Annotated in this window: 25 protein-coding genes and 1 tRNA gene; 13 read left to right on the top strand and 13 right to left on the bottom strand. The window is 59.5% G+C overall.

Annotation, left to right across the window (positions count from 1 at the left end):
- Positions 1 to 90: 90 nt before the first annotated feature.
- Both ACZ5MC_RS07950 and ACZ5MC_RS07955 read left to right on the top strand, forming a co-directional pair.
- Positions 91 to 1,716 carry a hypothetical protein gene (locus ACZ5MC_RS07950; protein WP_464517465.1) on the top strand — a complete coding sequence of 542 codons (1,626 nt, stop codon included), beginning with the start codon at positions 91 to 93 and terminating at the stop codon, positions 1,714 to 1,716.
- Positions 1,717 to 2,047: 331 nt separating this feature from the next.
- On the top strand, positions 2,048 to 2,776 hold the full coding sequence (locus tag ACZ5MC_RS07955) for a hypothetical protein (RefSeq protein ID WP_464517466.1): 729 nt from the start codon (positions 2,048 to 2,050) through the stop codon (positions 2,774 to 2,776).
- A 385-nt stretch (positions 2,777 to 3,161) separates the two neighbouring features.
- Here ACZ5MC_RS07955 and ACZ5MC_RS07960 read toward each other — a convergent pair whose 3' ends face one another.
- The gene (locus tag ACZ5MC_RS07960) at positions 3,162 to 3,305 is read right to left on the bottom strand and encodes a hypothetical protein (protein WP_464517467.1); all 144 of its coding nucleotides are present in this window, start codon (positions 3,303 to 3,305) and stop codon (positions 3,162 to 3,164) included.
- Between the two features lie 434 nt (positions 3,306 to 3,739).
- Between ACZ5MC_RS07960 and ACZ5MC_RS07965 the strand changes: the two genes are divergently transcribed.
- The 5 genes from ACZ5MC_RS07965 to ACZ5MC_RS07985 all read left to right on the top strand — a co-directional run bounded on the left by ACZ5MC_RS07965 (position 3,740) and on the right by ACZ5MC_RS07985 (position 7,462).
- On the top strand, positions 3,740 to 4,714 hold the full coding sequence (locus tag ACZ5MC_RS07965; RefSeq protein ID WP_464517468.1) for a hypothetical protein: 975 nt from the start codon (positions 3,740 to 3,742) through the stop codon (positions 4,712 to 4,714).
- A 442-nt stretch (positions 4,715 to 5,156) separates the two neighbouring features.
- Complete coding sequence (locus ACZ5MC_RS07970) at positions 5,157 to 6,227, top strand: VRR-NUC domain-containing protein (RefSeq protein WP_464517469.1); 1,071 nt, start codon at positions 5,157 to 5,159, stop codon at positions 6,225 to 6,227.
- Between the two features lie 203 nt (positions 6,228 to 6,430).
- On the top strand, positions 6,431 to 6,559 hold the full coding sequence (locus ACZ5MC_RS07975; RefSeq protein WP_464517470.1) for a hypothetical protein: 129 nt from the start codon (positions 6,431 to 6,433) through the stop codon (positions 6,557 to 6,559).
- A 173-nt stretch (positions 6,560 to 6,732) separates the two neighbouring features.
- Positions 6,733 to 7,053 (top strand): IS3 family transposase, encoded by a 321-nt coding sequence (locus ACZ5MC_RS07980; protein ID WP_464517471.1) that lies wholly within the window; start codon positions 6,733 to 6,735, stop codon positions 7,051 to 7,053.
- Entirely contained in the window at positions 6,974 to 7,462 is a 489-nt protein-coding gene (locus ACZ5MC_RS07985) for a phage minor tail protein L (RefSeq protein ID WP_464517472.1), read from the top strand. Before ACZ5MC_RS07980 ends, ACZ5MC_RS07985 begins: the two co-directional genes overlap by 80 nt.
- 128 nt (positions 7,463 to 7,590) lie before the next feature.
- Here ACZ5MC_RS07985 and ACZ5MC_RS07990 read toward each other — a convergent pair whose 3' ends face one another.
- A complete protein-coding gene (locus ACZ5MC_RS07990) occupies positions 7,591 to 7,950 on the bottom strand; it encodes a DUF2513 domain-containing protein (RefSeq protein WP_464517473.1) in 360 nt (119 codons plus the stop codon).
- Positions 7,951 to 7,985: 35 nt separating this feature from the next.
- A complete protein-coding gene (locus ACZ5MC_RS07995; protein ID WP_464517474.1) occupies positions 7,986 to 8,171 on the bottom strand; it encodes a hypothetical protein in 186 nt (61 codons plus the stop codon).
- A 138-nt stretch (positions 8,172 to 8,309) separates the two neighbouring features.
- On the opposite strand from ACZ5MC_RS07995, the gene ACZ5MC_RS08000 reads away from it, so the two are divergent.
- Positions 8,310 to 10,016, top strand: coding sequence for an IS1634 family transposase (locus ACZ5MC_RS08000; RefSeq protein WP_464517149.1), 1,707 nt, complete (start codon positions 8,310 to 8,312; stop codon positions 10,014 to 10,016).
- Between the two features lie 167 nt (positions 10,017 to 10,183).
- Here ACZ5MC_RS08000 and ACZ5MC_RS08005 read toward each other — a convergent pair whose 3' ends face one another.
- The 3 genes from ACZ5MC_RS08005 to ACZ5MC_RS08015 all read right to left on the bottom strand — a co-directional run bounded on the left by ACZ5MC_RS08005 (position 10,184) and on the right by ACZ5MC_RS08015 (position 11,783).
- Positions 10,184 to 10,729, bottom strand: coding sequence for a hypothetical protein (locus ACZ5MC_RS08005; protein ID WP_464517475.1), 546 nt, complete (start codon positions 10,727 to 10,729; stop codon positions 10,184 to 10,186).
- 175 nt (positions 10,730 to 10,904) lie between these two features.
- Positions 10,905 to 11,171 (bottom strand): hypothetical protein, encoded by a 267-nt coding sequence (locus ACZ5MC_RS08010; protein WP_464517476.1) that lies wholly within the window; start codon positions 11,169 to 11,171, stop codon positions 10,905 to 10,907.
- 429 nt (positions 11,172 to 11,600) lie between these two features.
- Positions 11,601 to 11,783, bottom strand: coding sequence for a hypothetical protein (locus tag ACZ5MC_RS08015; RefSeq protein ID WP_464517477.1), 183 nt, complete (start codon positions 11,781 to 11,783; stop codon positions 11,601 to 11,603).
- 582 nt (positions 11,784 to 12,365) lie between these two features.
- On the opposite strand from ACZ5MC_RS08015, the gene ACZ5MC_RS08020 reads away from it, so the two are divergent.
- Positions 12,366 to 12,572: a hypothetical protein gene (locus ACZ5MC_RS08020; protein WP_464517478.1), complete on the top strand. Its 207-nt coding sequence runs from the start codon at positions 12,366 to 12,368 to the stop codon at positions 12,570 to 12,572.
- 311 nt (positions 12,573 to 12,883) lie between these two features.
- Here the strand turns inward: ACZ5MC_RS08020 and ACZ5MC_RS08025 are convergent.
- Positions 12,884 to 12,960 (bottom strand) — tRNA-Arg (locus ACZ5MC_RS08025).
- Positions 12,961 to 13,356: 396 nt separating this feature from the next.
- Here ACZ5MC_RS08025 and ACZ5MC_RS08030 point away from each other — a divergent pair.
- Entirely contained in the window at positions 13,357 to 15,699 is a 2,343-nt protein-coding gene (locus ACZ5MC_RS08030; protein ID WP_306599800.1) for a pentapeptide repeat-containing protein, read from the top strand.
- 67 nt (positions 15,700 to 15,766) lie between these two features.
- On the opposite strand, the gene ACZ5MC_RS08035 is transcribed toward ACZ5MC_RS08030, so the two are convergent.
- The 3 genes from ACZ5MC_RS08035 to ACZ5MC_RS08045 are packed head-to-tail and all read right to left on the bottom strand — an operon-like array spanning position 15,767 to position 18,241.
- Positions 15,767 to 16,297 (bottom strand): bactofilin family protein, encoded by a 531-nt coding sequence (locus ACZ5MC_RS08035; RefSeq protein ID WP_306599801.1) that lies wholly within the window; start codon positions 16,295 to 16,297, stop codon positions 15,767 to 15,769.
- A gap of 15 nt (positions 16,298 to 16,312) precedes the next feature.
- Positions 16,313 to 17,257 (bottom strand): M23 family metallopeptidase, encoded by a 945-nt coding sequence (locus ACZ5MC_RS08040; RefSeq protein ID WP_306599802.1) that lies wholly within the window; start codon positions 17,255 to 17,257, stop codon positions 16,313 to 16,315.
- A gap of 57 nt (positions 17,258 to 17,314) precedes the next feature.
- Positions 17,315 to 18,241 carry a UbiA-like polyprenyltransferase gene (locus tag ACZ5MC_RS08045; RefSeq protein WP_464517479.1) on the bottom strand — a complete coding sequence of 309 codons (927 nt, stop codon included), beginning with the start codon at positions 18,239 to 18,241 and terminating at the stop codon, positions 17,315 to 17,317.
- A gap of 281 nt (positions 18,242 to 18,522) precedes the next feature.
- Here ACZ5MC_RS08045 and ACZ5MC_RS08050 point away from each other — a divergent pair, with 281 nt between their 5' ends.
- The gene (locus ACZ5MC_RS08050; RefSeq protein ID WP_306599804.1) at positions 18,523 to 20,535 is read left to right on the top strand and encodes a hypothetical protein; all 2,013 of its coding nucleotides are present in this window, start codon (positions 18,523 to 18,525) and stop codon (positions 20,533 to 20,535) included.
- On the opposite strand, the gene ACZ5MC_RS08055 is transcribed toward ACZ5MC_RS08050, so the two are convergent.
- Both ACZ5MC_RS08055 and mreB read right to left on the bottom strand, forming a co-directional pair.
- A complete protein-coding gene (locus ACZ5MC_RS08055; RefSeq protein WP_464517480.1) occupies positions 20,532 to 21,317 on the bottom strand; it encodes a response regulator in 786 nt (261 codons plus the stop codon). The genes ACZ5MC_RS08050 and ACZ5MC_RS08055 overlap by 4 nt on opposite strands.
- Positions 21,318 to 21,491: 174 nt before the next feature.
- On the bottom strand, positions 21,492 to 22,526 hold the full coding sequence (gene mreB, locus ACZ5MC_RS08060) for a rod shape-determining protein (protein ID WP_306602319.1): 1,035 nt from the start codon (positions 22,524 to 22,526) through the stop codon (positions 21,492 to 21,494).
- Between the two features lie 284 nt (positions 22,527 to 22,810).
- Between mreB and ACZ5MC_RS08065 the strand changes: the two genes are divergently transcribed.
- Positions 22,811 to 23,212, top strand: a complete 402-nt coding sequence (locus tag ACZ5MC_RS08065) for an ACT domain-containing protein (protein ID WP_306599806.1) — start codon at positions 22,811 to 22,813, stop codon at positions 23,210 to 23,212.
- Here ACZ5MC_RS08065 and ACZ5MC_RS08070 read toward each other — a convergent pair.
- The gene (locus ACZ5MC_RS08070) at positions 23,194 to 24,408 is read right to left on the bottom strand and encodes an MFS transporter (RefSeq protein ID WP_306599807.1); all 1,215 of its coding nucleotides are present in this window, start codon (positions 24,406 to 24,408) and stop codon (positions 23,194 to 23,196) included. The two genes, ACZ5MC_RS08065 and ACZ5MC_RS08070, sit on opposite strands and share 19 nt — an antisense overlap.
- Positions 24,409 to 24,521: 113 nt before the next feature.
- On the opposite strand from ACZ5MC_RS08070, the gene ACZ5MC_RS08075 reads away from it, so the two are divergent.
- The gene (locus ACZ5MC_RS08075; protein WP_306599808.1) at positions 24,522 to 24,761 is read left to right on the top strand and encodes a CDGSH iron-sulfur domain-containing protein; all 240 of its coding nucleotides are present in this window, start codon (positions 24,522 to 24,524) and stop codon (positions 24,759 to 24,761) included.
- The last annotated feature ends 8 nt before the right edge of the window (positions 24,762 to 24,769 follow it).

Below are 24,769 nucleotides of genomic sequence, written 5' to 3' on the forward strand. Positions count from 1 at the left end.
ACTCAAGTTCGGTGTTAGGTAAACCCAAGTCCGCATTCTTTCATTGGAAGTCAACTCTCCAGGCTTCAATACTTTTGATCGGAGGTCCACATGGATATCGGTCCAAATCCACTCCAAGACAAAATCGATTGGGTGATCAATAGTCATGGGGAGGAAACATGGGTTAACGTTTATAAATATTTTAATTCAGAATCAATTTACGAAAATGTGGCCCTTTATTGTGTACTTGTAAAACCAGAGGCCACTTTGGCGGCAATGAAGAATAACAATTGGGATTTAACGATTGGAGCGGGGGGGCCAGGCTTTTCTTGCGGCTATGCTGAGGGAAAGGAAATTCAAGAGTATCATCCGGATCTTGATGGCAGGTTCAAAAGAATTATTCGTTGCAGGGATTTTCATGGAAGAAAAAAGGATTATGTGGAAATCAATGAAGAATTTAGATTATTTCACAATCTATTTCATGACTCCGGAAATTCAAGATTTATTTCTTTTGATGATTGTGGTGACGAGGTGGATGTAATTACGGATAATGGTTCCGAAATAAAAATTCGCAAGAACTACCTTCTCGAATTTATGGCCGCAACTCAGATGGACCTCTTGTTGTATTTTGAATTTACAAGCCATTGGGAAAATGAAATTGATTATCAGATATGTTCCACGAATGAGGTGATTGTCTATAAAGCATTTTCAGGGCCCTCATACATTGATGGTTTCAATTCATTTACTCGAGTCATTGGGAAAAAATTAATCAAATGTGGTAATATTGAAACTAGTGGAATTTGGCCATTTGAAAATCAAAAGATATACCAAGATTTCATAATAGGAGGTGATCTAGAAGCTCCCGTTTTATTTAATTGCAACCCAGAAAAATTAGCTAACTATTTTGGTGCCAATCTTGGAGCTCCCAACTACCTTACTCCTGTATTTTTCAAAAAAGAAGTAATGCTTAAATATTATAATTCTTCCGATTATGAAATTACAGATGGGCACTTATACAGGAAAGGAGCATGGGATCTCAGATTTGACAATAATTCGCAAGATCACATTGCTGCATTTCTTGGCGATTTGGGAAAGGGTCTCCCAAGCAGGGAACAGCTGTATTGGAAAAGCTATAATATTCCACCAGAGGGTCGTAAAATAAGTCGAACAAATTTTGAAAGAAGTTTCAAAGGTAATTTCTTTGATCCCGAAAATCCTGAACACGAGTTTAAACGCTATTACAATAAACTAGATGAGTGTTGGGGGAAATATTTGGGTTGGCCTATCTTTTTGCCACTTGCTGAAAAGGACAACCATTTTTTTAGTTCGATCCGGTCTATGCTTGCAAATGAGCAATCTGAATTTGATTCAATGATTCTTGCAATTGCAAAAGTAACAATTGACTCAATTAATATAAAAAGACTAAGAGAATACATTATTGATGTCCCGGATGATTCAAAATCAATTGATGTATTTGGTTTATTGTTGAAAAAGATAAAAGTTGAAGATGCAGACGACCATGTATTGTTCCTTAGGGCAATTCAGTCGATCAGGTCAACTGGTGTCGCACATCGCAAAGGAACTGAATATGAAAAAGTTATGTTGCGATTCAAAATTTCAGGCGATAGCTACCGACATGAGTTCGATACAATCCTGGGCCGGTTTGTTTTAATGTTTAAAGATATTATTGAAATTGTATCAACCAACAAGGATGATGACGGAGGCGATTACTCCTAGCCTTCCAGTTCCGGATTGCACCGAAATACCATCACCAGCATGCATCCAGGCCTAGCCATGTGTTCGACTCCGTAGCCAAACGTGTCAGGTCCCCACCCTGCCGGTCGCGAACCCAATCTCCTTTCTCTTCCATAAGCGCCGGCAGATTTGGGCCGATCAACTTACGCGTTTGACCCTCTGCCCCCCAGGGAGCGCCACGGTCGCTGAAAGTCATGGGGCGGGCCAACCAGTCAAACTTATCAGTCCATTCTGCAACAACCCAGTTTTCAATACTTATTCGAACTTCCCTGACAGGCTTCACCCACTCCACCAATCATCGAAAGGTGTCTCAATGAAGGTTTCCGCCCATTTGGAAAGGATTATTAGAGCAAGTCGGCGGCGTGGATCCACCGACTACTCTATCAAGTCGGGGATCATACACAGCACAAATGCGGCCTTGTGCAAACTCTACGGCACGAACTATTCAATGAAGTGTTATCAGGCCTCAGTGACGATTGCACACCTTCTCAATAACATAGGCATTAATTGCGAAGTGCATGGTGGATCTGCATGTTTGGGTAGGGCACTTGCAAATGAGCCGTGTACGCTTGGTTGGGCAGGCTTTTGGGGGGCAGAAAAACACGCATGGGTTATAACTGAATTCAAAGAGGTTATAGATTTAACTATTTCTCAACTCCACATGCATCCAAAATCTACAACAATTGATGAACCGATACCAATAATCTGGTACACAACAGTCGAAAGATTGCCGGTTATAATTAATTACATGCCATTTGGTTTGGCAAAGGCTGATTTAACAGAAGAAGAGGAGGAGGAGGTTAAAAACCTTAAATTATTAGCTTTACAATCATGGAGTTCTTATGTGGATTCCGACCATCAAGCCATTGATCTTCCAGCTCCGATCCTAACAGGCCCCGAGTCTTTGCAGAAATTACATGATGGCGGTTATCCGTGGTTAAGAAAATGCATCAATTTACAAGACCAAGAGATTCCCCTTCCTGACGACTTCAAAAATCTATCGCTGGATAGTCATCACCAGCAAAAACACCCATCTGCTTAACCATCTCTTTGACCCAGACCCAATACTTTTCAGTTAACCAGATCTCTGTGAACCCAATCAGTCCATTCCGTTCGGCACGCCACCACTTTGGGGTCGGTCATGGCGGGCGTAAGGCCCTGAGACCGCGATTTGCAATGGCGCCGAAATTTTCATGTAGCCTAAACTTTGCTGGGTCCCCGCGAACAAATACAGCTATCGTCGCGTGTTTAAGAAGAATTCCAGATTCTTTCACCAGTGGTCGCTACTGAACCCAGCCCACAATCACGTGTCGGATCGTGTGTTTCCGTTACGGGTGCCTGATCTGAGCGTCGTTCGCTGAAATCCAATTTCTGGGCGAACTTGAGCGCACACGCCTCAACCAAAGCTACCCAACTATGGGTGTTGGTCAACCTGAGGCCGTTGCAGCCAGATGGGTCCACGGCAACCAACTGCCTGGAGTCTGCTCAACCTCGTCGGCGTGCTTCGGCAGCTCGACCAGGTATTCGAACGGCTCGACCCCGTTCAGCTCTGCCGAGTAGATCAGGCTCATGAACGTGTCCCCGGCCCTGGCTCCCGTTGCGGACTGGCAGAACAGCGAGTTTTTCCGGTGCATGATGGCCCGCTTCAGGGAAACCGCACATAGATTGTTGTCCAGAGGGCAGCAGGCTCCCGGAGGATCAGGGTGAGTTCCTTCCAATGCTTGCGCATTTAGGCGATGGCCTGCCCCAGCCCGGAATTCGGTTCCACCTTCCCGCCCTCGATGTGGTCCTGGAGCCAGGCTTCCAGGCTGGACATGACCGGGCCACTCTCCTGCCTGTGAAAGGCCAGCCGGGGCCTGGGCGTCCATGCCGAACCTGGTACCCTACTGTTCACCCCCCATTGTCCAGGTGGCAAACAGAGGTATCGTTATCCATCAACCGCTTCGTATGGTCGCAAAGTTAATCACCGTAAAGTACCTTCAGAATTCCCGTCGAAGGGCAGAAAATGATCCTCACACTTAACCAGAGGTTTCCGATTGATCAAATTGCCCCAGAGCTGCTTGCAACTCTTCGCAAATGCCCAAGCTCGTTGCTGTTTCACGAGTCCTACGGGTTTCGGCATCCGCTCGGGTCATATAACTTGTCTCTGGATAAAATTATTAGCCGCACAAATGCGCTTCTTGAAATATTAGAGAACTTACTGATAAATTCTATCGGAGATAGTTATGAAATGGATATTCATAATTTGCTTCTCGAAGCTACTGATCATTTTTTGGATGCATTAATGGAACATGTAGAAGATTGCCAAGGAATTCACCGAAGTTTCTTTCAAGACAGTGAAAGTAAAATATTCAAATCAAGCCATAATATATTAAAGAAGAATATTGAGCCATATCGAAAACACATCGCCACCATTGATAATTACCTAAAACATAACCAAGGAAACTTGCGTTTTTTGGTTTTCAAATGGCCCGGCATGGTTGTACCAGGATATTTTGTCGAGGGACCGCATCCAGACAGTGGCCTTGGGCCAGCCAAACAGGTCCATCCCGACCAAAATTCGGGATTCTCTTTCTATCGGGATATTCGTTTTCACTTGTGTAATGTTTTTGCATTATCTAATATTATAAATAAGAGAATTATGGAATTGAACCCATTACTATCTGAAATTCCAGAAGTATTGATTCCATCAGGGAATTATTCATCATGGCGGGCTCTACTTGAGAGAATAGCTCGGATGCCGACATATTTTTTCCCGGACGAGGTAAAAAAACCCCAGCCAGAAGTTTTGATTGCCGATTCATATTCATTTTTGCGGTTCCCAAACAATCCTTCTACGGCAAAGGGCATCCCCAGTGGCGCAAGGATTACGAGTGTTATGAATGGCGATGGGATTACACAAAGATTCAAAATGCCCTATTGGATCGCCAGTCCAGGCCCTTTACAATCGAATTGCCCAATTAAGCCAATTTCTGGTTAATGAAGATTTCAGTCATGTCCCCACCGCACAGCTCTCGAGCTCAGTCAGTTCTCTTCCCCGGCCGCGCTGCTACTAGGTCCGGGCCAGTCAACTAGTGCGTTACGCCTACCTGCGCCCAAAGCAGACCATCCAACGCCCGTCTGCCGAACCCCGCGATCGACCCCAGACTCCAAAGTGGTATTCTCCCTTTGTCCAACCGCATTCCCCATCAACCTTTTCCGACGACTTCGCCGCCTCCTTGGGGCCGGTTGGCTTTGCCGTTAAGCCAGGCATGAGAGGTTGCAAAATGACAGAGTGTGCACATCAAAATCGGACCTGCATCAATCCGTACGAACTAATTCGGAAGTATGAGTGCCACGACTGCGGCGGCGTAATGATGTGTTCTTGCGAAGAGGCGCGAGGTCGGAAATTTCTACCACACCAACTCCGGGAAGGGACGAGATTGGAATCCCAGGAGCGAATTCCGGTCACAATGGGATTTGTCAATCGCGTTTGCAATGAATGCAGGGATTTACCCGTAGATTCGCATCCGGCTGCTGCGATCCATGGACACACCAGCAAAATAAAACGGTATTATTGGCGTGAAATTGCTTTTAGGTTGCAAGATCTATACGAGCAACTCGGAGGGACTCCCGAGGGATGGCTTCATGAGATGTGCAATTCGGTGTCTGAAATCTACAAAAAAGCACAGCAACAAGCACTCGAAGACATTAAGCGATTACACGCAACCAATCCAAAGTATATTTATAATATAGAATCTTCTGAGTCCGTCATAAATGAATTCAACATCAAAATTCGTGATATGCATGCAGCGTATATCCATGAAGGAGATAAAAAAGTTAAAATTTTCCACGAGGGACAGTCTCAAACTGTTGAGCAATATGCAGAGTCTGTATATCGCTCAGAGGGGTATGAGGTTTTATTTCTTGAAAGCATGCCATTCCATGTACTATTTGGCGTGTTCACCTGGCTTCTGATACAGGATCCATTTGACCCTAACGTTCAAATTTGCAGTTTTGGTGAACGCACCGCTTATGAGGTCGATGGCTCCAAAGTACCAATCTATACATATCTGCCGTCCGATTTCGGGTCACCAAGCTACGCTGTGCGGCGAGGCGAGAAAATTTTCTCTCACTTCGAATTGTTGCGACCAGACAGAGACGATTTATTGTGGTTATTCGACTATTGGCTTCCAGGCAGCGAAGGATTGAGGCAATATTTATGGGCTCATCGATCAGAACATATTGCCAAAGCTAGGCTATTGATTCAAATATTAGACCCTGGATCAATATTAAAAATTTTACAATATTTGCTTTCAAATTACTGGGATAGATATTTAGGTTGGCCGGATATCCTTGCTTTTAATTCTTCTGGTTTCATTTTTGTTGAAGTTAAATCGTCCAAGGACAAACTATCTGATGAGCAAAAGCGATGGATTAAGGGCAATAGTCAAGAACTCCATCTCCCATTTGAAATCTTTAAGGTTCACCGCGCAATGACTCAACCAAATTAATTAATTCACCCTGTGTTTTTTAATCCCTCGTTCAACTGTGGTCTACCCCCAAATCTGCAGACCAAAATTCGGGTTCGGGTTCACTCTTAACCAGAAGAACCCCAGATGCGGCAAAGAAAGCTGAGCGACGAGCAGATCGTGGCCCTGCTGAGAGAGGCGGAGAAAGGCGAGAAAACCATCGTCAATCTGGCCGGGAGCACGGTGTGACCGAGCAATCCATCTACCGCTGGCGGCGGAAATTCGGCGGGAGCATAGTCCCGGACTTACGGCGCCTGAAGCAGTTGGAGAAAGACAACGCCCACCTCCTCTGCCTGCTGGGCAACCGGAGGTGAAGATCGACGCCATGAAGGAGCTGATCCGAAAAATATTGTGAGCACCCCGCAGAAACGAGAGGGCGCGAGGGTGCTAAAAGCCCGAAGGATCACGGAGCGGCGGATCGCTGCTCTGATAGGGCTTTCCCGGGCCGGCATGCCTATCAGGCGCGGCCCAGACGCAGGACCGCCTGATGGAGCACCTCTACGCCCTCAGTCGGGAGTGCCCGCGCTTTGCCCAATCGCGCATCTGGGCCTTGCTGCGCCGGAACGGTGTCGTCGTGAATCGTAACGCCGTGGAAAGGCTCTGGCGAAGGCTGGGGCTTCAGCGCAGACCGCGCCGTAAGAACGTGCGCTCTGGCGACTTCGTGCCTCCGAAGGCGGAGCATCTCAATCACTTCTGGGCCTACGACTTCGTCTTCGGGTGGACCCTGGGTGGCGGTTCCGTGCAACCCTACAACCCCGATCAGCGCACCACCCTTTACAACCGGGAAGGGCACCCTCCCGAGGCCTAAGATCACTGTCTCTAACGTGGACGGCATGGTAGGCGCCCTGGTCCGCGACCTGGACGACCTGGTAGGCGCGAAGGTCACGCGCAAGGTGTGCTACGCGAAGCACCTGGACGGCATGCCTGGGGCCGATCCGAACAAGCACATGGTTGATGAAATGTGGATCATTAACCGGAAGACCAAGGAAAACTCGACCACGATTGAGTTTGAGCTGGTCTGCCCTATGGATGTGCAGGGGGTTCACCTACCCCGGGGAATCATCAATGCAACCGTCTGCCGTTGGACCGTGGAAACCCCGGAGGTGTGCCCTTACGTCATGAGCTGCGGCAAGACCCTTGATGACTGCCGAGCGCACTACCCAGAGCCGGGGGCCAAGTTGCCATTCGGCGCATTCCCGGGAACCCACAGGTATTAACGGTCAGGCAATGGAACCAAGCCCCTGCGGCCCATTGATGGAGAGGCATAAGGGGATCCCCCAGCGGGTTGTCCGGTGGGGGATTTTCACTTTGAAATTCAGCCATAGCGTTGGATTTTGGCAGAATGTCATCCGTTGAGCATCTGCCAGACGATTTTAGCTGAAAGATCTGAGACAACCTTGACGGTCAAATCAACACCCTTTTCAAGGGCAGTCTTTTTTACCGCCGTCCAAACAGTATCTTTCTTGATGGCATCTGAGAGTTCATGGCCTTCCCAGGTGAGATTAAAGACAAGTGCGAAAATTCCTCCAGCGTTGTCGACCGAAGCCACCCCCTTGGCAAGGCCCGAATCGACCAAGAGCTTTAGGTTATAGGCCCCCAGTTGGGGATCTTCCGGAGCTACTTCGTGGCCTTCTAGATGGCCTCCTGGACCTAATTCCTCAAGCATCAACATGGACCTTCGGATGATGTCCCAATCTCGCTTCATTCCACCTCCTCTGGTTACCAATATCTTTCGACGGCTTACTTAATAGCCCTGTCACTAAATGCCTTCTTAATAGCTTCCTCGATTTTTGCATCAACCATCTTTTCTATTGCTTCAGCGACCCCATTTCCTACCTGGGGAAGGCCATCCAATTTCGCGGCGGATGGCGCATTCTTGATGGCATTTTCTATGGCCCGCTTTATCGCCATGGTATGACGGTTCATTTGATCCTCCTTCAGTCCGAAGTTCTTAGCGGAATTGCGGCTCGATGCCTGTGGCAATGCGGATCTTCAGCGATTACTTCAAAAACGTAGTCATGTAAATATCCTTGACGGACCTATTGGCGGGCCTATGCTTGTGGTATGTACATCACAACGATTCCGAATAGAACATCGCCTCCTGCGATCCTTCTGCGGGAAAGCTTTCGTGAGGATGGCAAGGTTAAAAACCGGACTCTGGCCAATCTGAGTGACTGGGCTCCAGAACGGATCGAGGCCCTCAAGGTCGTCCTGCGCGACGGCAACCTCGCCACGGGCGCAGAACCGGAACTGGGGCCTTCCTTGCCCCACGGGCACGTGGCCGCGGTGCTTGGCATGGTTCGATCCTTGGGCCTGGACCGCCTGCTCCATGGCCGCCGGCACCGGATGCGAGAGCTCAGCCTCGCCCTGGTCGCCGGACGGATTCTGGAACCCTCCAGCAAGCTCTCCCTGGCCCAGGGACTCCAGCCGGGGGCGGAGCACTCCACCCTGGGCCAGGAACTGGTGCTGGGCGACGTGGACGAGAACGAGTTCTACGAGGTCATGGACTGGCTCCTGGAACGCCAGCCCCGCATTGAGGCGGAGCTGGCCAAGCGGCATCTGGGCGAGGGCTGTACGGTCCTCTACGACCTAAGCAGTTCCTATTTCGAAGGCAGGTGCTGTCCTCTGGCTCAGCACGGTTACTCTCGCGACAAGCGCGAGGATCGGCCCCAGATCAACTACGGCCTGCTCTGTAATTTCGAGGGTGTTCCGATCGCCATTGAGGTGGTGGAAGGCAAGGTCGGCGATCCCAAGACCGTCCCGGCCCAGGTGGCCAAGCTCAAGGAGCGGTTCGGGTTGAAGCGGGTTGTGGTGGTGGGCGATCGGGGCATGATCACCGAGGCCCGGATCCGGGAGGATGTCCAGGAGGCCGGCTACGATTGGATCACGGCGTTGCGCCACGGCAGCATCCAACCACTCCTGGCAGCCAGGTTGATCCAGCTCAGCCTGTTCGATGAGCGTGGGCTGGCGGAGATCACCCACCCTGACTATCCGGGAGAACGCCTTATCGCCTGCTTCAATCCCTTCATGAAAGAGGAGCGGGAACGGAAGCGGGAAATCCTGCTCCAGCTCACCGAAGCGGCCCTGCAGAAGGTGGAGGACGCCTGCAAGCGAGAGAGGAACCCCCTGCGGGGCAAGGCGGAGATCGGCCTGAAGGCCGGGGCGGCCCTGGCCCGGTTCAAGATGGGGAAGTATTTCAAGGTGCGGGTCGAGGACGACCGCATGGGTTTCCTGCGCAAGAGCGTGATCCTGGACCAGGAAGCCGCCATGGACGGGATCTACGTGATCCGTACGTCCGTGCCCAAAGAGGTGCTCGGCGACCAGGAGGCGGTCCTGGCCTATAAGCAGTTGGCCAAGGTGGAGCGGGCGTTCCGGACGCTCAAGTCGGTGGACCTGCAGGTTCGACCGATCTATCACCACCTGGAGCGACGGGTGAAGGCCCATCTCTTTCTCTGCATGCTGGCCTACTACGTGGAATACCACCTGCGCCAGGCTTGGAAGGGGCTCCTCTACCATGACGAGGATGGCAGCCAGCGGAAGACGCCGGTCGCACCCGTGGAACCCAGCGCCGCAGCCAAGGCCAAGAAGGCCTCAGGCCGCTCAAAGGACGGGTTCCCGCTGCAGACCTTCCGCGGCCTCATGCAGACCCTGGCCACCCTCTCCAAGGCCACCGTGCAACTCGGCCAGGATGGACCCACCTACCCGCGGACTTCGAAAATGACTAAGCTCCAAGCCAAGGCTTTCGACCTGCTCGGCCTCAAAGAAGTGTAGACAGTAGCGGTACCACCAAAATCCCCAAGAAGCCCATGTGCCTCAAGGGGATTTTTAATTATTCAGTATGGAACTTCGGTTCAGTGGTTGAGACTGCAGAAAAATGTAATTGGCGTTGGTTTCAATCGACAACTCGAAAATGTCTCATCTGACGCTAAAACCTTACCTTAAGGAAGGTCAGTTCCCCAGGTCAACCCGGATGGCGAAACGCCATTGTCGAATTCAACCGACAATACAAAGACGTTTGATCCGTGGGTTAGGGCCGTATTCAGAGGGTTGGCCGTTCCAACAACAACCCCGTCACGCTTCCAAGAGTATTTCATCCCAACACCTGGGATGGATAGAGGCGTAACAGTGAGCGTCAAGGGTTGACCGGCGGCCCAAATCTGATCCGCCGGAAAAGTGGCCTCCAGCATTGGGTAACAAGTGACCACGGCCTCGGTCGAAGCCTTGCCGCTGGGATGAGTTGCAACCACGTGGACCTGGCCAGTCCGAGAAATCAGGGTCAGGAGTCCGGTTGAAGAAATTGAATTGTCTTGCCCGTCCACCGTCCAGATCGCTCCGGGGCTCGACGCGGAAAATTGGATGGTGGTCTGACCGGGGGCCGAGATGGTCTTGGGGGATACGGTAATGGTTACGGGGTCGGATCCGCCTCCTCCACATCCCATTAGCCCAACAATCGGAAATAGGGCACAAACGATCAAATATTTCATGACCCCCTCCTGCCGTTTTGATGATGCCATGCTACGCCCGGTGAGCGCTCCGAGGTGGACAATTTTGACCACCCTTTGGTCCGGGTTCGCAGCCCCTATGGTCCATCACGCAGACACAAGGGATCCCCCATCGGATAGTTCGATGGGGGATCGATCTTTCTATACTAATAACCTGCTACTTTAAGTGTTCGCTAAGCCACTTATTTACATCCAAAGGTCCATGCCCATAGAAAGGCTGATTAAGAGCAATGATGTAAATTGTATCGTTAGAATCAATGAACTTGACCAAATGGTTGAAAACAGCTTGTGGCGTGGCGGGAGTGTCGATTGCATATGAAGACTCCGAAAGCCTTGCCCACGGGTATTCTTTTATTGCCGGCAACAGCTTGGAATAATCCTGGCCAGGCTTTTTCAGGTCGTAGGTAACGAGAAGAACTGGCATACTATCTCCATCTGGTAAAAACCAGAGAATTGCACGGTCGCCCGTGCCGTGAACGGACCTCCCATCCGCCTCCATCCTGCATGGCCAGGTGGGGGGCTCGAGCAGAACCAAAAACATGATCCATGATTGCTCCAGAGGGGGGATTGCGTAGATGGTCCTCCATCTCCGAACTGAAACCGGTAATTTCCCTCGAACAGTAGATTTTGGGGGGGTGAACGGTAGAAGGGGGATCAGCCACGCGGCCCCCCGATAGGGAAGGGCCAATGATGTACGTACAGTCCCCTTGGTCCAGGGTTCGAATCCCAGGCTGGCCACCGAACCCGATCCCAGAGAGGGATATCCTGGCCATGTCGCTCTCTGATATCACTGTTTGGGTCATCTTTGGCTTGTAGCACACCGGTATCGATCGCTGGTGATATAGGCCAATGATCAGGACCCCTGCGAAGGTTCGTTAGGCCCGTCCGTGACCAGGCGCAGGATCTCCGACTGCTCCGGCTCCGGGATCCGCTGGACCAGGACAGAGACGATCCGGGCTAGGGATTCGATCTGGTGCTGCAACTCCCCGATCTCACGCTCAAGCCGGTGGACCTCCAATGCATCCATGCCTGCCATGCGCTGCTCCTGTCGTTGGCCCACCATCCTACTCCGGACCATGGCCAGAGGATGTTCCAACGCCGTTTAGGTGGGCACATTGAGGTGCACGGGTCTCGCTGAGAAGGGCCTGGGCCATCAGCAGGGTAGAGCAAATCTCACAGATGCCGTGGGTGTAGTCGCATGCGGAAAGAGATCTTCGCTCCGGAATCCAGGCCTTCCCGGCTCGGACGAGCCTGCACCACGCGCAGCGGGTGGGCATAACGGGCCGTCTCTTATCGGTTCTTTCGCCCATGGCGTGCCCCGCAACATTCCTGGCTCGAAATCTAACCATAAACAGAAAGCCCCCAGGTATGGGGGCTGAATCTGCGGGACGTGGGCCCGCTGCTTGGACTGCACTGGAAGTATCGGTTTTTGAGATGCGGAGTCAACCTGCAAACCCGCCAGGGCACTTCCCGGCTCCCCTGCGGGTGTGCAGCCATTGAATTGCCCCACATCCTCTTGGTTCTGGATTCCTGGCCTTCTCCGCTGTCCTCGTCGCATAGGGGGGCCGTGGTCAATTTTGACCGGCGCCCATCCGAAGCCGGGTCCAGAATGGTTCAAATGCCTCCCGAACCTCAGGCACCCTTCATCCCGGCATTGATCGACCTGGGTTCCTGGGCTCTCTTTGGCGACCGCGATTTTCCCGAGATCTGCGAGGCCGCCCGACAGGTTAAGACGCTCCTGGAGCTTCGGAAAGAGCAGGGCATCGCTGACGCCGGCCAGGTGGTCAACTTTGACCGCTTCGGAGGCTGGGCGTCCGAGGACTGACCCACCTGCCTAGGCATCCTGCATCATTCCTGCCCGGGTTTCGAAACGTTTTCCGAAACTCATCAAATCCGTGGAGATCAACATGGGTAGGGCATCTACATCATATCAAGGCGACCCAAACGGGGGAGTTTCCGAACATTTTCGGAACCGAGTTTCGAAATCCGCAAGCTCTGCGGATAACCGGGCTGGTCAAGGAACGCCTCCCCTTGGACGAGCATGGTGCGATTGGGGGCATTTGGAACCGACGCAGCCCTGATGCAGGACGCAGCAAAACGGCCACCCGCGAGGATGGCCGTAAGTGTTGTATTGAGTGGTGGTCCCGGAGCGATTCGAACGCCCGACCCTCAGATTCGTAGTCTGATGCTCTATCCAGCTGAGCTACGGGACCGCGGTGGCTTTCCAGTGTATCGGGTTCTTTGGGAATTTCCACCCGAAATCCTGGGGGAGGCGGGAGGGGGAGGGTCGGGGTGGCTGGGGGGAGCGGCTGGGATTCCATATTCTGCGGGGGGTTGGGCGGGGTGGGGTGGGGCGGGTTGGGGAAATCCGGCTTGGCAAATCTTGGTTGTGGGTATTCCTGACCAGGGAGTAGACTGGAGTTCCATTAATCCCGATCAAAGCCATGCCCACTTTGGCGTTTGCCGTGGTCGGGAGCCTTGAAATGGGGCCACCTGCGGGTGACCATCCAGGCCACAATCAAGACTGATACAGCGCAGGCGTAGTGATGGCGTGAATCGTCGGCTTGTTCCACGTTTGAAGAAAACCCAAATGCTGCAAAGGAAGTTCAATGAGCGAGCTGACACGTAAGGAAGTGGTCTTCATCCTCAAGTCGGGGAAAAGCTTCCAGCGTACCGACCTCAGCGGGCTGGACTTGCGTGGGTTCGATCTGTCGGGGGCCAACCTGTCGGAGGCGAACCTGGCGGGGACGGTGCTGAACTCGGCGATCCTGCGCGGGGCGGACCTGGCGGGGGCGGACCTGCGGCTGGCCAACCTTGACGAGGCGGATCTGGAGGGGGCGAACCTCAGCCGGGCGCAGCTCAAGGGCGTGAACCTCAGCGGCGCGAACCTCACGAAGTGCGATCTGAGCTTCTTCGACATCCACCAGTACGACGCCACGACCATCCCGAACATGCGCGGGGCGGTGCTCACGGGGGCGATCCTGGCGGGCGTGAACTTCAGCGGGGTGGACCTCTCGGGCAAGGATCTGCGCGGGGCCGACCTCAGCGGCGCGGATCTGCGGCAGACGGTGCTGGACGGGGCCAACCTGGAGGGCGCGAACCTTTCCCGGACCGCGCTGCTGGGCGCTTCGCTCAACGGGGCCACGCTGGTGGGGGCCAACCTCACGGCGGCGGTGCTGGGCGGCGCGAGCCTGGTGCGGGCGAACCTCTCGGGCGCGGACCTCACGGACGCGGACCTGCACCTGGCAAACCTCACCACGGCCGATCTCGGCAAGGCGAACCTGAGCCGGGCCAACCTGCGCGGCGCGAACCTGGGCGGGTCGAACCTGTCGGGCGCGGTGATGCGGTTCCTGGACATCCTGCAGTACGACAAGGGCGACATCCCCGACCTCACCGGCGCCAACCTCAGCGGCGCGGATCTCTCGGGCACCAACCTGCGCGGCATCAACCTCAACCAGGGCAACCTGTCGGGCGCGAACCTCAGCGCGGCGGTGCTGCGGCACGCCACGCTCGAAGGCGCGGTGCTCAGCGAAGCGGACCTGCACGGGGCGGACCTCTCGGGCGCGAACCTCACGGGCGCCATGCTGGTGCGGGCCAACCTCTCCTCGGCGCTCCTGGCGGGCGCGGTGCTCAGCGGCGCGGACTGCCACGGCGCGGACCTCAACGGGGCCGACCTGCGGGAGATCAGCTTCGTGGGCGCGAACCTCACCGGCGCGAACCTCACGGGCGCCAGCCTCAGCGGCGCGATGCTCGAGGGCGCGGTGCTCTGCGAGGCCATCCTCGTGGGCGCCAAGCTCCGCCGCGTGAACCTGGGCGAGCGGGACCTCCGCAGGGCCGACCTCTCCGGCGCGGACCTCTCCGCGGCCAACCTGGAGGGCGCCAACATGACCGGCGCCGTGCTGGTGGGCGCGAACCTGGAGGAGACCCAGCTGGGCGGCACCAACCTCACCGGCGCGGACCTCCACGGCGACGACCTGCGCAGCGCGAACCTTTGCGGCGCGGACCTCACCACCGCCAACCTCAGCACCACCGATCTCCAGGGCGTGATCCTCAGCGCCAACCTGAGCGGCGCGAACCTCAGCTGGGCCAACCTCAAGGACGCGCAGCTGGACCGCGCGATCCTCAAGGGCGTGAACCTCAGCGGCGTGGATCTCAGCGGCTTCGACCTGAAGGGCGCCGACCTCACCAACGCCATCCTGGACGGCGCCAAGCTGGCCTCCGTGAACCTCAACGGCGCGATCCTCCGCGGCGCCCACGCCATCGGCACCATCCTCAGCGGCGCCAACATGGCCGACGCGGACCTCTCCCAGGCGGACTTCAGCGGGGCCAACCTGCTGGGCGTGAACTTCGAGCGGGCCAACCTGGAGGGCGCCAAGCTGGCCTCCCTGCCCACCGAGTCCTGGGGCGAGTACCGCACCAACCTCAGCAACGCGAACCTCACCGGCGCCAACCTCTCGGGCGCGGATCTCTACCAGGCCAACCTCAACGAGGCCAACCTCCTCAACGCGAACCTGTCCAACGCCTCCATGGTGTGGGCGGACCTGCGCGGCGTGGACCTGCGCAAGACCACCCTGGTGGGCACCAACCTCAAGGGCGCCAACCTGGACGGCGCGAACCTGGCCAACGCGGACCTGCGCGAGACCGTGCTGCGGGACGCCTACCTGGACCGGGCCAACCTCAGCGGCGCCAACCTCAGCGGCACCAACCTGGCCAACGCGGACCTGCGCTTCTGCAACCTCATCGACGCGGCCATGGACGGCGCCAACCTCAGCGGCGCCAACCTCAGCGGGGCCAACCTGGTGTGGACCAACCTCAGCGGGGCCAACCTGGTGCGGGCCAACCTGTCCCAGGCCAAGCTCAGCGGCGCCCACCTGGGCGGCGCGGACCTGCGCGAGACCGATCTCACCGACACCAACCTGCACGGCGCGAACCTCAGCGGCGCCAAGCGCTAGCCCCGGGGTCGCAGCCGGACAACGAAAAGCCCCCGGAAACGGGGGCTTTTCGTTGCGCCGGTCCGGCTCAGGCCTTGGTCTTGTTCTCGAAGACCTTGGCGAAGGGGTCCGGCACCGGGGCGCCGTTGGCGGCGGGGAAGGGGTGGCGCTCCGGGATGGGCTCGAGGCTGCGGCCGGGCCCGGGAGGGGGCAGGGGCAGCGCGGAGACGGGCTCGGCGGCGGGGGCGGCGCTGGTGGACCTGGCCACGCCGCGGCGGGTGCAGGTGCCCTGGAGGGTGCCGCCCTCGTCCACCACCAGGGAGCCCAGCTCCACTTCGCCCTCGACGCAGCCGGTGCCGTGGATCTCGAGGCACTCGACGATCTTGAAGACGCCCTCGACCTTGCCGGTGACGATGAGGTGCTTGGCCAGGATGGTGCCGCGCACCATGCCGCTGGGGGCGATGGTCACTTCGCCTTCGCTGGTGATGGTGCCTTCCACGGTGCCTTCGATGCGCAGGTTGTTCTGGCCGGCCACCACTTCGCCCTTCCAGAGCGTGCCTTTGCCCAGAAGCGTGTGGACGGCCTGGGCGGGCTCGGGGCGCTTCTTCTCGCTGAACATGGGGAACTCTCCTCTTTAGCGCAGACCCTTCAGCCATTCGCGCTGGAGGCGCATGTAGGGCTGGGGATTCACGGGCCTGCCGTTGAGCCTCACTTCGTAGTGAAGGTGGACGCCGGTGGCGTTACCCGTGCGTCCCATGTCCCCCAGGATATCCCCACGGGAGACCTTCTGTCCCCTTTTCACCCTCACCCGGCTCATGTGGGCGTAGAGCGTCTCGACGTGGTTGGAGTGGGCGATGACCACGCCGTTGCCGTAGCGGTCCATCCACCCCGCCTCCACCACTTCGCCATCGGCCGTGGCCTGGATGGGGGTGCCTTCGGCGTTGGTGATGTCGAATCCGGAGTGGTAGCCGAGCAGGCCGTCGCCCTGCTCGTTGACCCGGGAGAAGGGGCTCAGGCGGATGCCGAACCCGGAGCTGAGGTAGCCGGCGGTGGGGGGGATGGAGGGCGTGTGGTTCCACCGGTCGATGATGGGGTCCATCTTGGCGCGCAGGATGTGGGCCTGGGCGGAGGTGCGCTCCAAGTCCTGGCGGAGCTCGCTGAGCTTCTGGCTGCTGGGGGCGGCCTTGGGGGCGCCGGGGGCGGGCTGGATGGTGGGGGTGGGGTTCTTGGGATCCAGGAGCTTCAGGAGGTCGGACATCTGCTTTCGCAGGGTGGTGATCTCGTCGTCCAGGGCCTGGGCCTGGTTGAGGCTCTCCCGCAGCTGCTCCTTCTGGGTGTAGGTCTCCCGCTGCAGCTGGGTGAAGCTCATGAGCCTCTTGGTGGCCCAGAGGCCGTACGAGGCCCCGATCATGGCCACGGCCCAGATGCCCGCCACGGTGGCCAGGATGCGCACGAGGATGCGGCGCTCCAGGGACCACCGGAAGGTGCGGTGGGCGAAGACGAACATGACCGTCAGGAACTGCTCCGAATCGGGCCGGCTCAGTCTCAGACCCCTGCGCTGGACGGTCTTTTTCGTCATAGAACTCTTACCCTACTTGGGTTCCAGGCCCATGTCGAGCGCGGTTTCCCGGGCGGGTCAGGGCATCGCCCTGCCGATGAACCACTCCGCGGCGTACCCGGTGAAAAAGATGAGGCCCACCAGACTGTTGAGTGTGAAGAATGCGTGGTCGATGCGGTCGAGGCGCGCTCCGCGCACCACCCACTGCTCGCGCAGGAGGATGCCGCCCACGATGCACCAGCCCAGCCAGGGCAGCACGTGGGCCTCCATCTGGACGTTGAAGACGGCCCAGGAGGCCATGGCCACCAGGTGCAGGAGCCGCGACAGGGCCAGGGACCGGCCCGGCCCCAGGCGGCTGGGCACGGAATGGAGGCCGCGGCCCCGGTCGAAGTCCAGGTCCTGGAGGGCGTAGATGATGTCGAACCCCGCGGTCCAGGTGAGGACGCCCAGGGCCAGGTACACCACGGGTTCGTCCACCGACCCGTTCACCGCGATCCAGGCCCCCAGGGGCGCGCCGGCGAGGCTCAGCCCCAGGACCACGTGGGCGAAGGCCGTGAACCGCTTGCAGAAGGAGTAGCCCAGGGTGATGAGCAGGGCCACGGGCACCAGCTTCCAGGGCAGGGGGCCGAGCCGGCCTGCCGCCAGGCAGAGAACGATGATGGCGGTCCCCAGGAGGGCGTAGGCGCCGGCCCGGGTCACCCGTCCGGCCGGCAGCGCCCGGGAGGCGGTGCGGGGGTTCTCGGCGTCCAGGTCCTCGTCCGCCAGGCGGTTGAAGGTCATGGCGGCCGTGCGGGCGCCCACCATGGCCAGGAGGATGAGGAGGACCTTTTCCAGGGGCGGCGTTCCGCGGTAGGTGGCCAGGCCGCCCAGGAGGGCGAAGGGGAGGGCGAAGACGGTGTGCTCGAACTTGATCATGTCGAGCAGTTCCGCAACCTGGCCGAAGGATGACCGGGCCTGGGCGGGGGGGGGCGGCTGCGTGCGGAGGGGATCGGGGGACGTTTCCATTGGATACATGATCCAGCGATTCGGGGCCGGTGTCTCGCCCCGGCGCGACGATTCCTCCACGGGCCCGGGTCCCTTCGGGAACCTTGGGGGGAAGGAGGGGCGAAATGTGGCATCCTGGTACCTACACCCCATAACCGATCCGAGTGGACTGGGTTCCGGTCCACCCCCTGGATGTTCAGGAGGCAGCCTTGAAACCGGCAATCCTGCTTTTGCTTCTTGGTCTTGGTGGCGGCCCTCTGCTTGAGGCCAAATGGCCGCCCATACCCCCCGAGGTCTGGGCCTTGAAGGCGGATCCGGAGGTTGCGGCCAAGGGGGCCGTGATCGTGGAGCGCAAGCTGGACTTCCAGCCGGGCTGGATCGACACGACGCTGCGGGTGCGGATCGTCGGCGCCGCGGGACTGGCGGCGGCGGAGCTGAGGGATGTGCCCGAGCTGCTGCTTTCCATGGAAGCCCAGGTGACCTATCCCGACGGCAAGGTGAAGGCCGTGGGCAAGCGCAAGGACATGCTGTCGCGCAAGGAGGCGTCCGCGGAGGACGGTGAAACGCTGGAAGAGGTGCTGGTGCCCCCGGGCGTGACCACCGACTGCGTGGTGGACCTGGCCTGGCGCGAACAGACCGCCTACGGCCAGGCCGTGCAGATCCGCAAGCCTCTCGGCGGCATCGGCTATCTTCCCAGGCGCTGCGGCAATTTCTGGTGGTGGAGCCTGGGCTCGGCCTACCCCACCCGGACCGCCATCGTGCAGCGGTCCAATGAGTTCTTCTGGTCGCTCAGCTTTTCGACCCCGGGGGGCCATGAGATGGAGGAGGGCTCGACCTCCATGGGCGCCACCTTCACGTTCCGCAACGTGCCGGGTTATCCACCCGCGCCCTTCGCCAACCGGTCGTTGCGTCCGGCGCCCCGGGTGGCGGTCAGCCGGCCCATTCCCAGCGTCTCCTACCTGCAGCACGATGTGCCCTCGGCCGAATACTGGGACAAGGTCACCGAACTGTACTACCAGGCCTGGTACCTGAAGTTCCTGGACAAGGGCGAGCCCTACCGGCGCTGGTCGGAGGCTTTGCGGGCGGGCCTCTCCGGCGGGCCCAGGGCCCGGGCCAAGGAGATCGCCGAGCGGCTCAACCGGCGCACCGTGAACCTGGACCAGTTGAATTTCGGCGAGAAGGCGGGCTTCTTCGACCGCAACAACATGGACGAGGGCAAGCTGGCCCTGGGTTCGGCGCGGTTCTACGATCCGATGAACGGGTCCATCACGGGCTCGGGTCCGGTGACCTCCACCCTGGCCGGGGCCGGCGACAGCAGCATCAAGTACTCCATGGACGACAACCGGGTTTCCACCCTGAACTACATGGCGAAGACCGGCTACGTGGACAACAAGGGCATCACCAGGCTGCTGTTCTGCCTGCTGGCCGACGAAAAGATCCCGGTCCAGGTGGGCATGGTCGCCGATCGCCGCGGGTGGATGGTGGATCCCGATCTGCGCACGCCCTTCCAGTTCACCCAGAACCTGCTGGGCGTGGCCGAGGCGGGCCAGCCGGTGCTTTGGCTGGATCCGACCAACCGCATGCTCCCTCCGGGCGAAGTCTCGCCCCACTTCCAGGACACCAAGGCCATGATCATCGACGCCACCACCTGGAAGACCCGCATCGGCGAGATCAGCGCCATGCCGGCCGAGGCCAGCCGGCGCGCCTGGGTCATCCGGGTGGACGCCACCGGCAAGGAGGCCAAGGTCGACCTGGAGGCCCGGTTCACGGGCTCATCGGCGTTCCTGGCCCGGAACGTCCTGGGCCCCAAGGCCCCCGCCGAACGTGAAGCCTGGTTCAAGCAGGCCCTGGAGAAGGCGGGACTGGCCGTGGCCAAGGTGGCGGTGGCCGACGCCGTCGACGTGAGCAAGCCCCTGGCCTGCACCGCCGAGGGCACCGTGGCCCTGAATCCGGGCGCCACCCTGACCTGCAGGCTGTTCCCGGGCCTGGCCTCCGACCTGCGTCTGCCCTCCGGCCTGGCCGAACCTCGCGAGGAGCCGGTGCTCCTGCCCTACCGAGGCATCCAGGAGGCCACCAGCACGCTCGTGGTCCCCAAGGGCTACCGCCTGGCGGAGCCGGTGGAGTCCTCCCAGGAGACGCTGTGGGGCTCGGTCCAGCTCGACGTACGCCAGAACCCGTCCACGGGCGAGATCACCGCGCGGGTGAAGGTCACGACCCTCCAGAACCTGGGCCGCGACGGCACCGACCTCAAGAAGCACCTGGACCTGGTCCGCAGCGCCATCCAGGCGCAGGTGACCCTGGAAAAGGCGGCCTAGGCCACCGGCGCGGCCAGGATCTCCTTCACCCGGACGAAAAGATCGTCGACGGACACGGGCTTGCTGGCGATCCCGACACCCATGAAGCTCTCCAGGCGGCTTTCCATTTCCGCCCCCTGGTGGCTGGTCACCACGAGCACCGGGGTGTCCTTGAGCGTCCCGGTGGCGCGGATGGCGCGCAGCAGGGCGTCTCCGTTGAAGGCGGGCATCTGGTAGTCCAGGAGGATCAGGTCGGGCCGGAGCTCCTCCAGGGCGCGCCGGGTGGCGAGGAGTTCCCTGGGGTCCACCTCCACGGGGCGGAAGCCGAACTTGCGCAGGCAGCTGGAATGGTAGGCCCGGGTCATGCGGCTGTCGTCCACCACCGCCACCACGCCCTGGCAGGCCAGGTCCCAGCCGTGGTTCAGCACGAGGGTCCCGTCCAGGAACCGCGCCACGTCCTGGGCCAGGACGGCGGGGGAGACGGGTTTGGCGATGTAATGGATGTTGCCGCACTTCTGAAGGAACTGGCCCAGGTCCCGGTCGCCGTCGCTGGTGAGGACGACGATCCTCAGCTTGTCCAGGTGGGCGTCCTCCAGGCAGAAGCGCAGCAGGGTCAGGCCCGGGCAGAGGGGCATGACCAGGTCCGTGATGAGCAGGTCGGGCGGGTTCTCGTGCACAGCCTTGAAGACTTCATAGAGGCAGCTGGGTTCCACGACCTCCACCTCGTGGCCCAGGGGCCGGAGGCTGTTGGCCACGAAGAGGCGCGCCATCGGGTTGTCGTCCACCACCATGATCCTTGCCATACCAGGCACTCCTCCATCGCCCATACGCACGGGATGGATCGGGACCCCTGCGGGTCGCTGTCCATCGTCCACGGCCCATTCGCCGGCCAAGGCGCCCGCTCCTCCTCGCTTGCTAGGATTGGACTTGAAAAGGATAGCAGGATCCGGTCAGGGATGGTGGGCGTGGATCCCGGGCTATTCCCGTATCTGGATCCGCCTCAGGAAGGGGATGTCCTCCAGGAGCATGGCGGTGCCCCGCACCACGGCCGTCTCGGGGTTCTCGGCCCGGTAGCAGGGCAGGTGGGTCTCCTTGCTGAGGCGGATGTCCAGGCCCTGGATCTTGGAGCCGCCGCCGGTGAGGCAGATGCCGCGGTCCACCAGGTCGGCTGCCAGCTGGGGGGGCGTTTCGTGGAGGGCCTTGCGCACCAGGCCGACGATGGCGGCGATGGGTTCGGCCAGGGCCTCCATGATTTCCGCTTCGGTCAGGGTGATGGTCCTGGGCAGGCCCTCGAACTGGTCCCGCCCCGCGATAGCCATGGTCCGGGCCGTCGTGGACGGGTAGGCCGAGCCGAGGCCCCATTTGACCTGCTCCGCCGCCGTGGCGGATATGAGTAGATTGTATTTTTCGAAGATGTAGCGGTTGATGGCATCGTCCATCTCGTCCCCGGCGATGCCGATGGAATCCGAGAAGACCTTGCCGTTGAACGAGATGACCGCCACGTCCGTGGTGCCGCCGCCGATATCGACGATCATGCAGCCGCGCTTCTCGTTGATGGCGATCCCCGCCCCCATGGCGGCCACCATGGTCTGGTCCACCAGGAAGACTTCGCTGGCCTTGGCGTCGTAGCAGACCTGCTTCATGGCGCGCCGGGCGACCTGGTGGGCCATGGGGGGGATGCTCACCACGATCCGGGTCCGGGCCCAGGTGCGGCGGGGCCGGGCCTTCTGGATGAACGCGGCCAGCATCTTCTCGGCCGCGTCCACTTCGTAGATCATGCCGTCCTTCATGGGCCGGATGGTGTGCACCCCCTGGGGTGTCCGCCCGAGCAGCTGCTTGGCCTCGTCCCCCACCGCCTCGACTTCGTGGGTGCGGGTGTTGAGGGCGACGATGGAGGGCTCGAAGATCACGATGCGCCCGGCCTGCCGGGTGTGGACGAGCACGGAGGCCGTCCCCAGGTCGATGGCGAGGTCCGAGGTGAACATGTATGACCAGAACTGCCTTGAAAACACATTGAACAAATGAACCTCCTCGGGTGCTGGTCGCCATGGGATGGCCGGTTGATCCCCTGTCGCCCGTTGCGGGCCGCCCTGGTCCGGGCCAGAACCTTCGGGTTCATTGTAACCCGGGTCCATGGGGGGATTTGGGCCGCGGGGCGGTGGATGCCCCCAGGATTCGACTTCCAGGTCAATTGGAGGCTGAGATCCGGCCGATGGCGAAGACTGGAGCAGATGTGTGACCAAACTATTGCAATTCGTTTTTTTGTTCACGCCGGCCCTCCGGCGCACACTGGGGCATGGGCCGACCCGTCTCCGATCTCGACGAACTGCTTCGTTCCATGGACCCCGAACTCCATGAGGGCGTCTTCGTCTTCGTTTCCGTTCCTGGGCCCGTCCCGGACCTGGACGCCATCGCCACCTTCCGGGAGCGGGAAGGGCTCACCCTCATCGCGGAGGAGGGGCAGGCGCTCCGCGCGGGCCTGCCGATCCTGTTCCGCGCCGCCTGGATCACGCTCACCGTGACCTCCGACCTCCACGCCGTGGGGCTCACAGCGGCCGTGGCCACCGCCCTCGCCGCGGCCGGCATCAGCTGCAACGTGGTGGCCGGTGCCTGCCACGACCATCTTTTCGTTCCCGTGGACCGGGCCGGGGAGGCCCTGGCGGTCCTTCAGGCCCTGAGTCAGCCTTCCAGCGGATAGGCCTCCCCCCGTCCCCCCCTGCGCACATCCCAGAACACCCGCGTGATCCAGATCGTGAGCAGCTGCACCAGGATCACCAGCCCCACGCACGCCGGCCATCCGCCGAACCTCCACAGGAACCCCGGCAGCTCCGCCCCGGCGCTTCCGCCGATGTAGTAGCAGGTGACGTAGAGGCCCACGGCCAGGGCCTTGTTGCTGCCGGCGGTCATGCCGATGAAGCTCGTGCTGCAGGCCTGGGCCACGAAGACGCCGGAGCAGCAAAGCGCCAGGCCCGCGATGACCACCCAGAGGCTGGGCACGAGGGTCAGGACCATTCCAGCGGCGCCCGTGCCCATGGCCAGGGCCAGGGCGGCCCGCTGGCCGTAGCGGTCGATGATGTGGCCGCAGGGGGGGGTGACGGCGGCGCCGAAGAGGTAGGTGCAGAACAGGAGGCTGATGCCCAGGGGGCCCAGGTGGAAGGGGGGGCCGGCCAGGTGGAAGGTCACGTACGTGAAGGTGGCCACCAGCGTGAACAGCACGCCGAAGCCCACGGCGAAGGTGGCCACGAGACGGGGATTGGCGAAGTGCGCGGCGGCGCCGGCGGCCAGGGACTGGCCCCGGGCGCGGCCGGCGAAGCGGCTCTCCCTGGGAAGCCAGGCCTGCAGCACCAGGGCGGAGGCGCCCACCATGGCGCCGGTCGCCACGAAGGCCCACTGCCAGTGCCAGTGGGAGACGATGATCCCGGAGACGATGCGGCTCGTGAAGCCGCCGATGACGGTGCCGGTGACGTAGATGGACAGGGCCCGGCCCACGGCGCCGCCGGCCCATTCCTCCTGCACGTAGGCCACGGTCACGGCGAAGACGCCGGGGGTGAACAGGCCCTGGAAGAACCGCCAGAGGATGAGCGACCCCAGCCCGGTGGAGGTGGCGGACAGGAGGGTCGCCAGGGTCAGCAGACCCGCGGAGCCGACGATGACCCGCTTGCGCCCGAGGCGGTCCGCCACGGAGCCGATGAGGGGGGCGGCGATGGCCACGCCCAGGGTGGAGGCGGTGAGCGTGAGGCTCACCGTGGCCTTGCTGGCCTTGAAGAGGTGCTCGAACATGGGCAGGAGCGGCTGGGTCACGTAGAGCCCGAGGAACGCGCTGAAGCCCGCGAAGGCCACCGCCAGGGTCCGCCGGCGTTCCGCGGCCCCGGCGGAAGGGTCTGCTGATTCCATCACCTGCATCTCCATATGCTTACAGCTTACGGTAAAGCTGGGCCTTGGCGTCCGCCTCCAAGGGGTCCATTCTTTCCTCCTCGGCCAAAGGTCACCCATCTGAGGAGTCCACCATGCCCGAACCCACCATCGCCCGGAAGGCCCCCATCAAGGTCGCCGTGGAGGCCGGCAAGACCTACCACTGGTGCGCCTGCGGAAACAGCCGGACCCAGCCCATGTGCGACGGGTCCCATCGGGGCACCGGCTTCACGCCCGTCGCCTACACGGCCGACGTCACGGGCGACAAGTGGTTCTGCGCCTGCAAGCACAGCGGCACCAAGCCGCTTTGCGACGGCACCCACAAGAACCTCTAGGAGGCTGC

This window comes from Mesoterricola sp. JemC181 (assembly GCF_055384585.1).

Coding starts and splice junctions, on each gene's coding strand:
- ACZ5MC_RS08035 (WP_306599801.1), bottom strand. CDS start 16,297: ATGTTCAGCGAGAAGAAGCGCCCCGAGCCCGCCCAGGCCGTCCACACG.
- ACZ5MC_RS07965 (WP_464517468.1), top strand. CDS start 3,740: ATGATCCTCACACTTAACCAGAGGTTTCCGATTGATCAAATTGCCCCA.
- ACZ5MC_RS08005 (WP_464517475.1), bottom strand. CDS start 10,729: ATGAAATATTTGATCGTTTGTGCCCTATTTCCGATTGTTGGGCTAATG.
- ACZ5MC_RS07980 (WP_464517471.1), top strand. CDS start 6,733: ATGGAGCACCTCTACGCCCTCAGTCGGGAGTGCCCGCGCTTTGCCCAA.
- ACZ5MC_RS07990 (WP_464517473.1), bottom strand. CDS start 7,950: ATGAAGCGAGATTGGGACATCATCCGAAGGTCCATGTTGATGCTTGAG.
- ACZ5MC_RS07955 (WP_464517466.1), top strand. CDS start 2,048: ATGAAGGTTTCCGCCCATTTGGAAAGGATTATTAGAGCAAGTCGGCGG.
- ACZ5MC_RS08020 (WP_464517478.1), top strand. CDS start 12,366: ATGCCTCCCGAACCTCAGGCACCCTTCATCCCGGCATTGATCGACCTG.
- ACZ5MC_RS08070 (WP_306599807.1), bottom strand. CDS start 24,408: ATGGAATCAGCAGACCCTTCCGCCGGGGCCGCGGAACGCCGGCGGACC.
- ACZ5MC_RS08045 (WP_464517479.1), bottom strand. CDS start 18,241: ATGGAAACGTCCCCCGATCCCCTCCGCACGCAGCCGCCCCCCCCCGCC.
- ACZ5MC_RS08065 (WP_306599806.1), top strand. CDS start 22,811: ATGGGCCGACCCGTCTCCGATCTCGACGAACTGCTTCGTTCCATGGAC.
- ACZ5MC_RS07950 (WP_464517465.1), top strand. CDS start 91: ATGGATATCGGTCCAAATCCACTCCAAGACAAAATCGATTGGGTGATC.
- ACZ5MC_RS08030 (WP_306599800.1), top strand. CDS start 13,357: ATGAGCGAGCTGACACGTAAGGAAGTGGTCTTCATCCTCAAGTCGGGG.
- ACZ5MC_RS07995 (WP_464517474.1), bottom strand. CDS start 8,171: ATGAACCGTCATACCATGGCGATAAAGCGGGCCATAGAAAATGCCATC.
- ACZ5MC_RS08000 (WP_464517149.1), top strand. CDS start 8,310: ATGTACATCACAACGATTCCGAATAGAACATCGCCTCCTGCGATCCTT.
- ACZ5MC_RS08010 (WP_464517476.1), bottom strand. CDS start 11,171: ATGCCAGTTCTTCTCGTTACCTACGACCTGAAAAAGCCTGGCCAGGAT.
- ACZ5MC_RS07960 (WP_464517467.1), bottom strand. CDS start 3,305: ATGAGCCTGATCTACTCGGCAGAGCTGAACGGGGTCGAGCCGTTCGAA.
- ACZ5MC_RS08075 (WP_306599808.1), top strand. CDS start 24,522: ATGCCCGAACCCACCATCGCCCGGAAGGCCCCCATCAAGGTCGCCGTG.
- ACZ5MC_RS08055 (WP_464517480.1), bottom strand. CDS start 21,317: ATGGCAAGGATCATGGTGGTGGACGACAACCCGATGGCGCGCCTCTTC.
- ACZ5MC_RS08040 (WP_306599802.1), bottom strand. CDS start 17,257: ATGACGAAAAAGACCGTCCAGCGCAGGGGTCTGAGACTGAGCCGGCCC.
- ACZ5MC_RS08015 (WP_464517477.1), bottom strand. CDS start 11,783: ATGGCAGGCATGGATGCATTGGAGGTCCACCGGCTTGAGCGTGAGATC.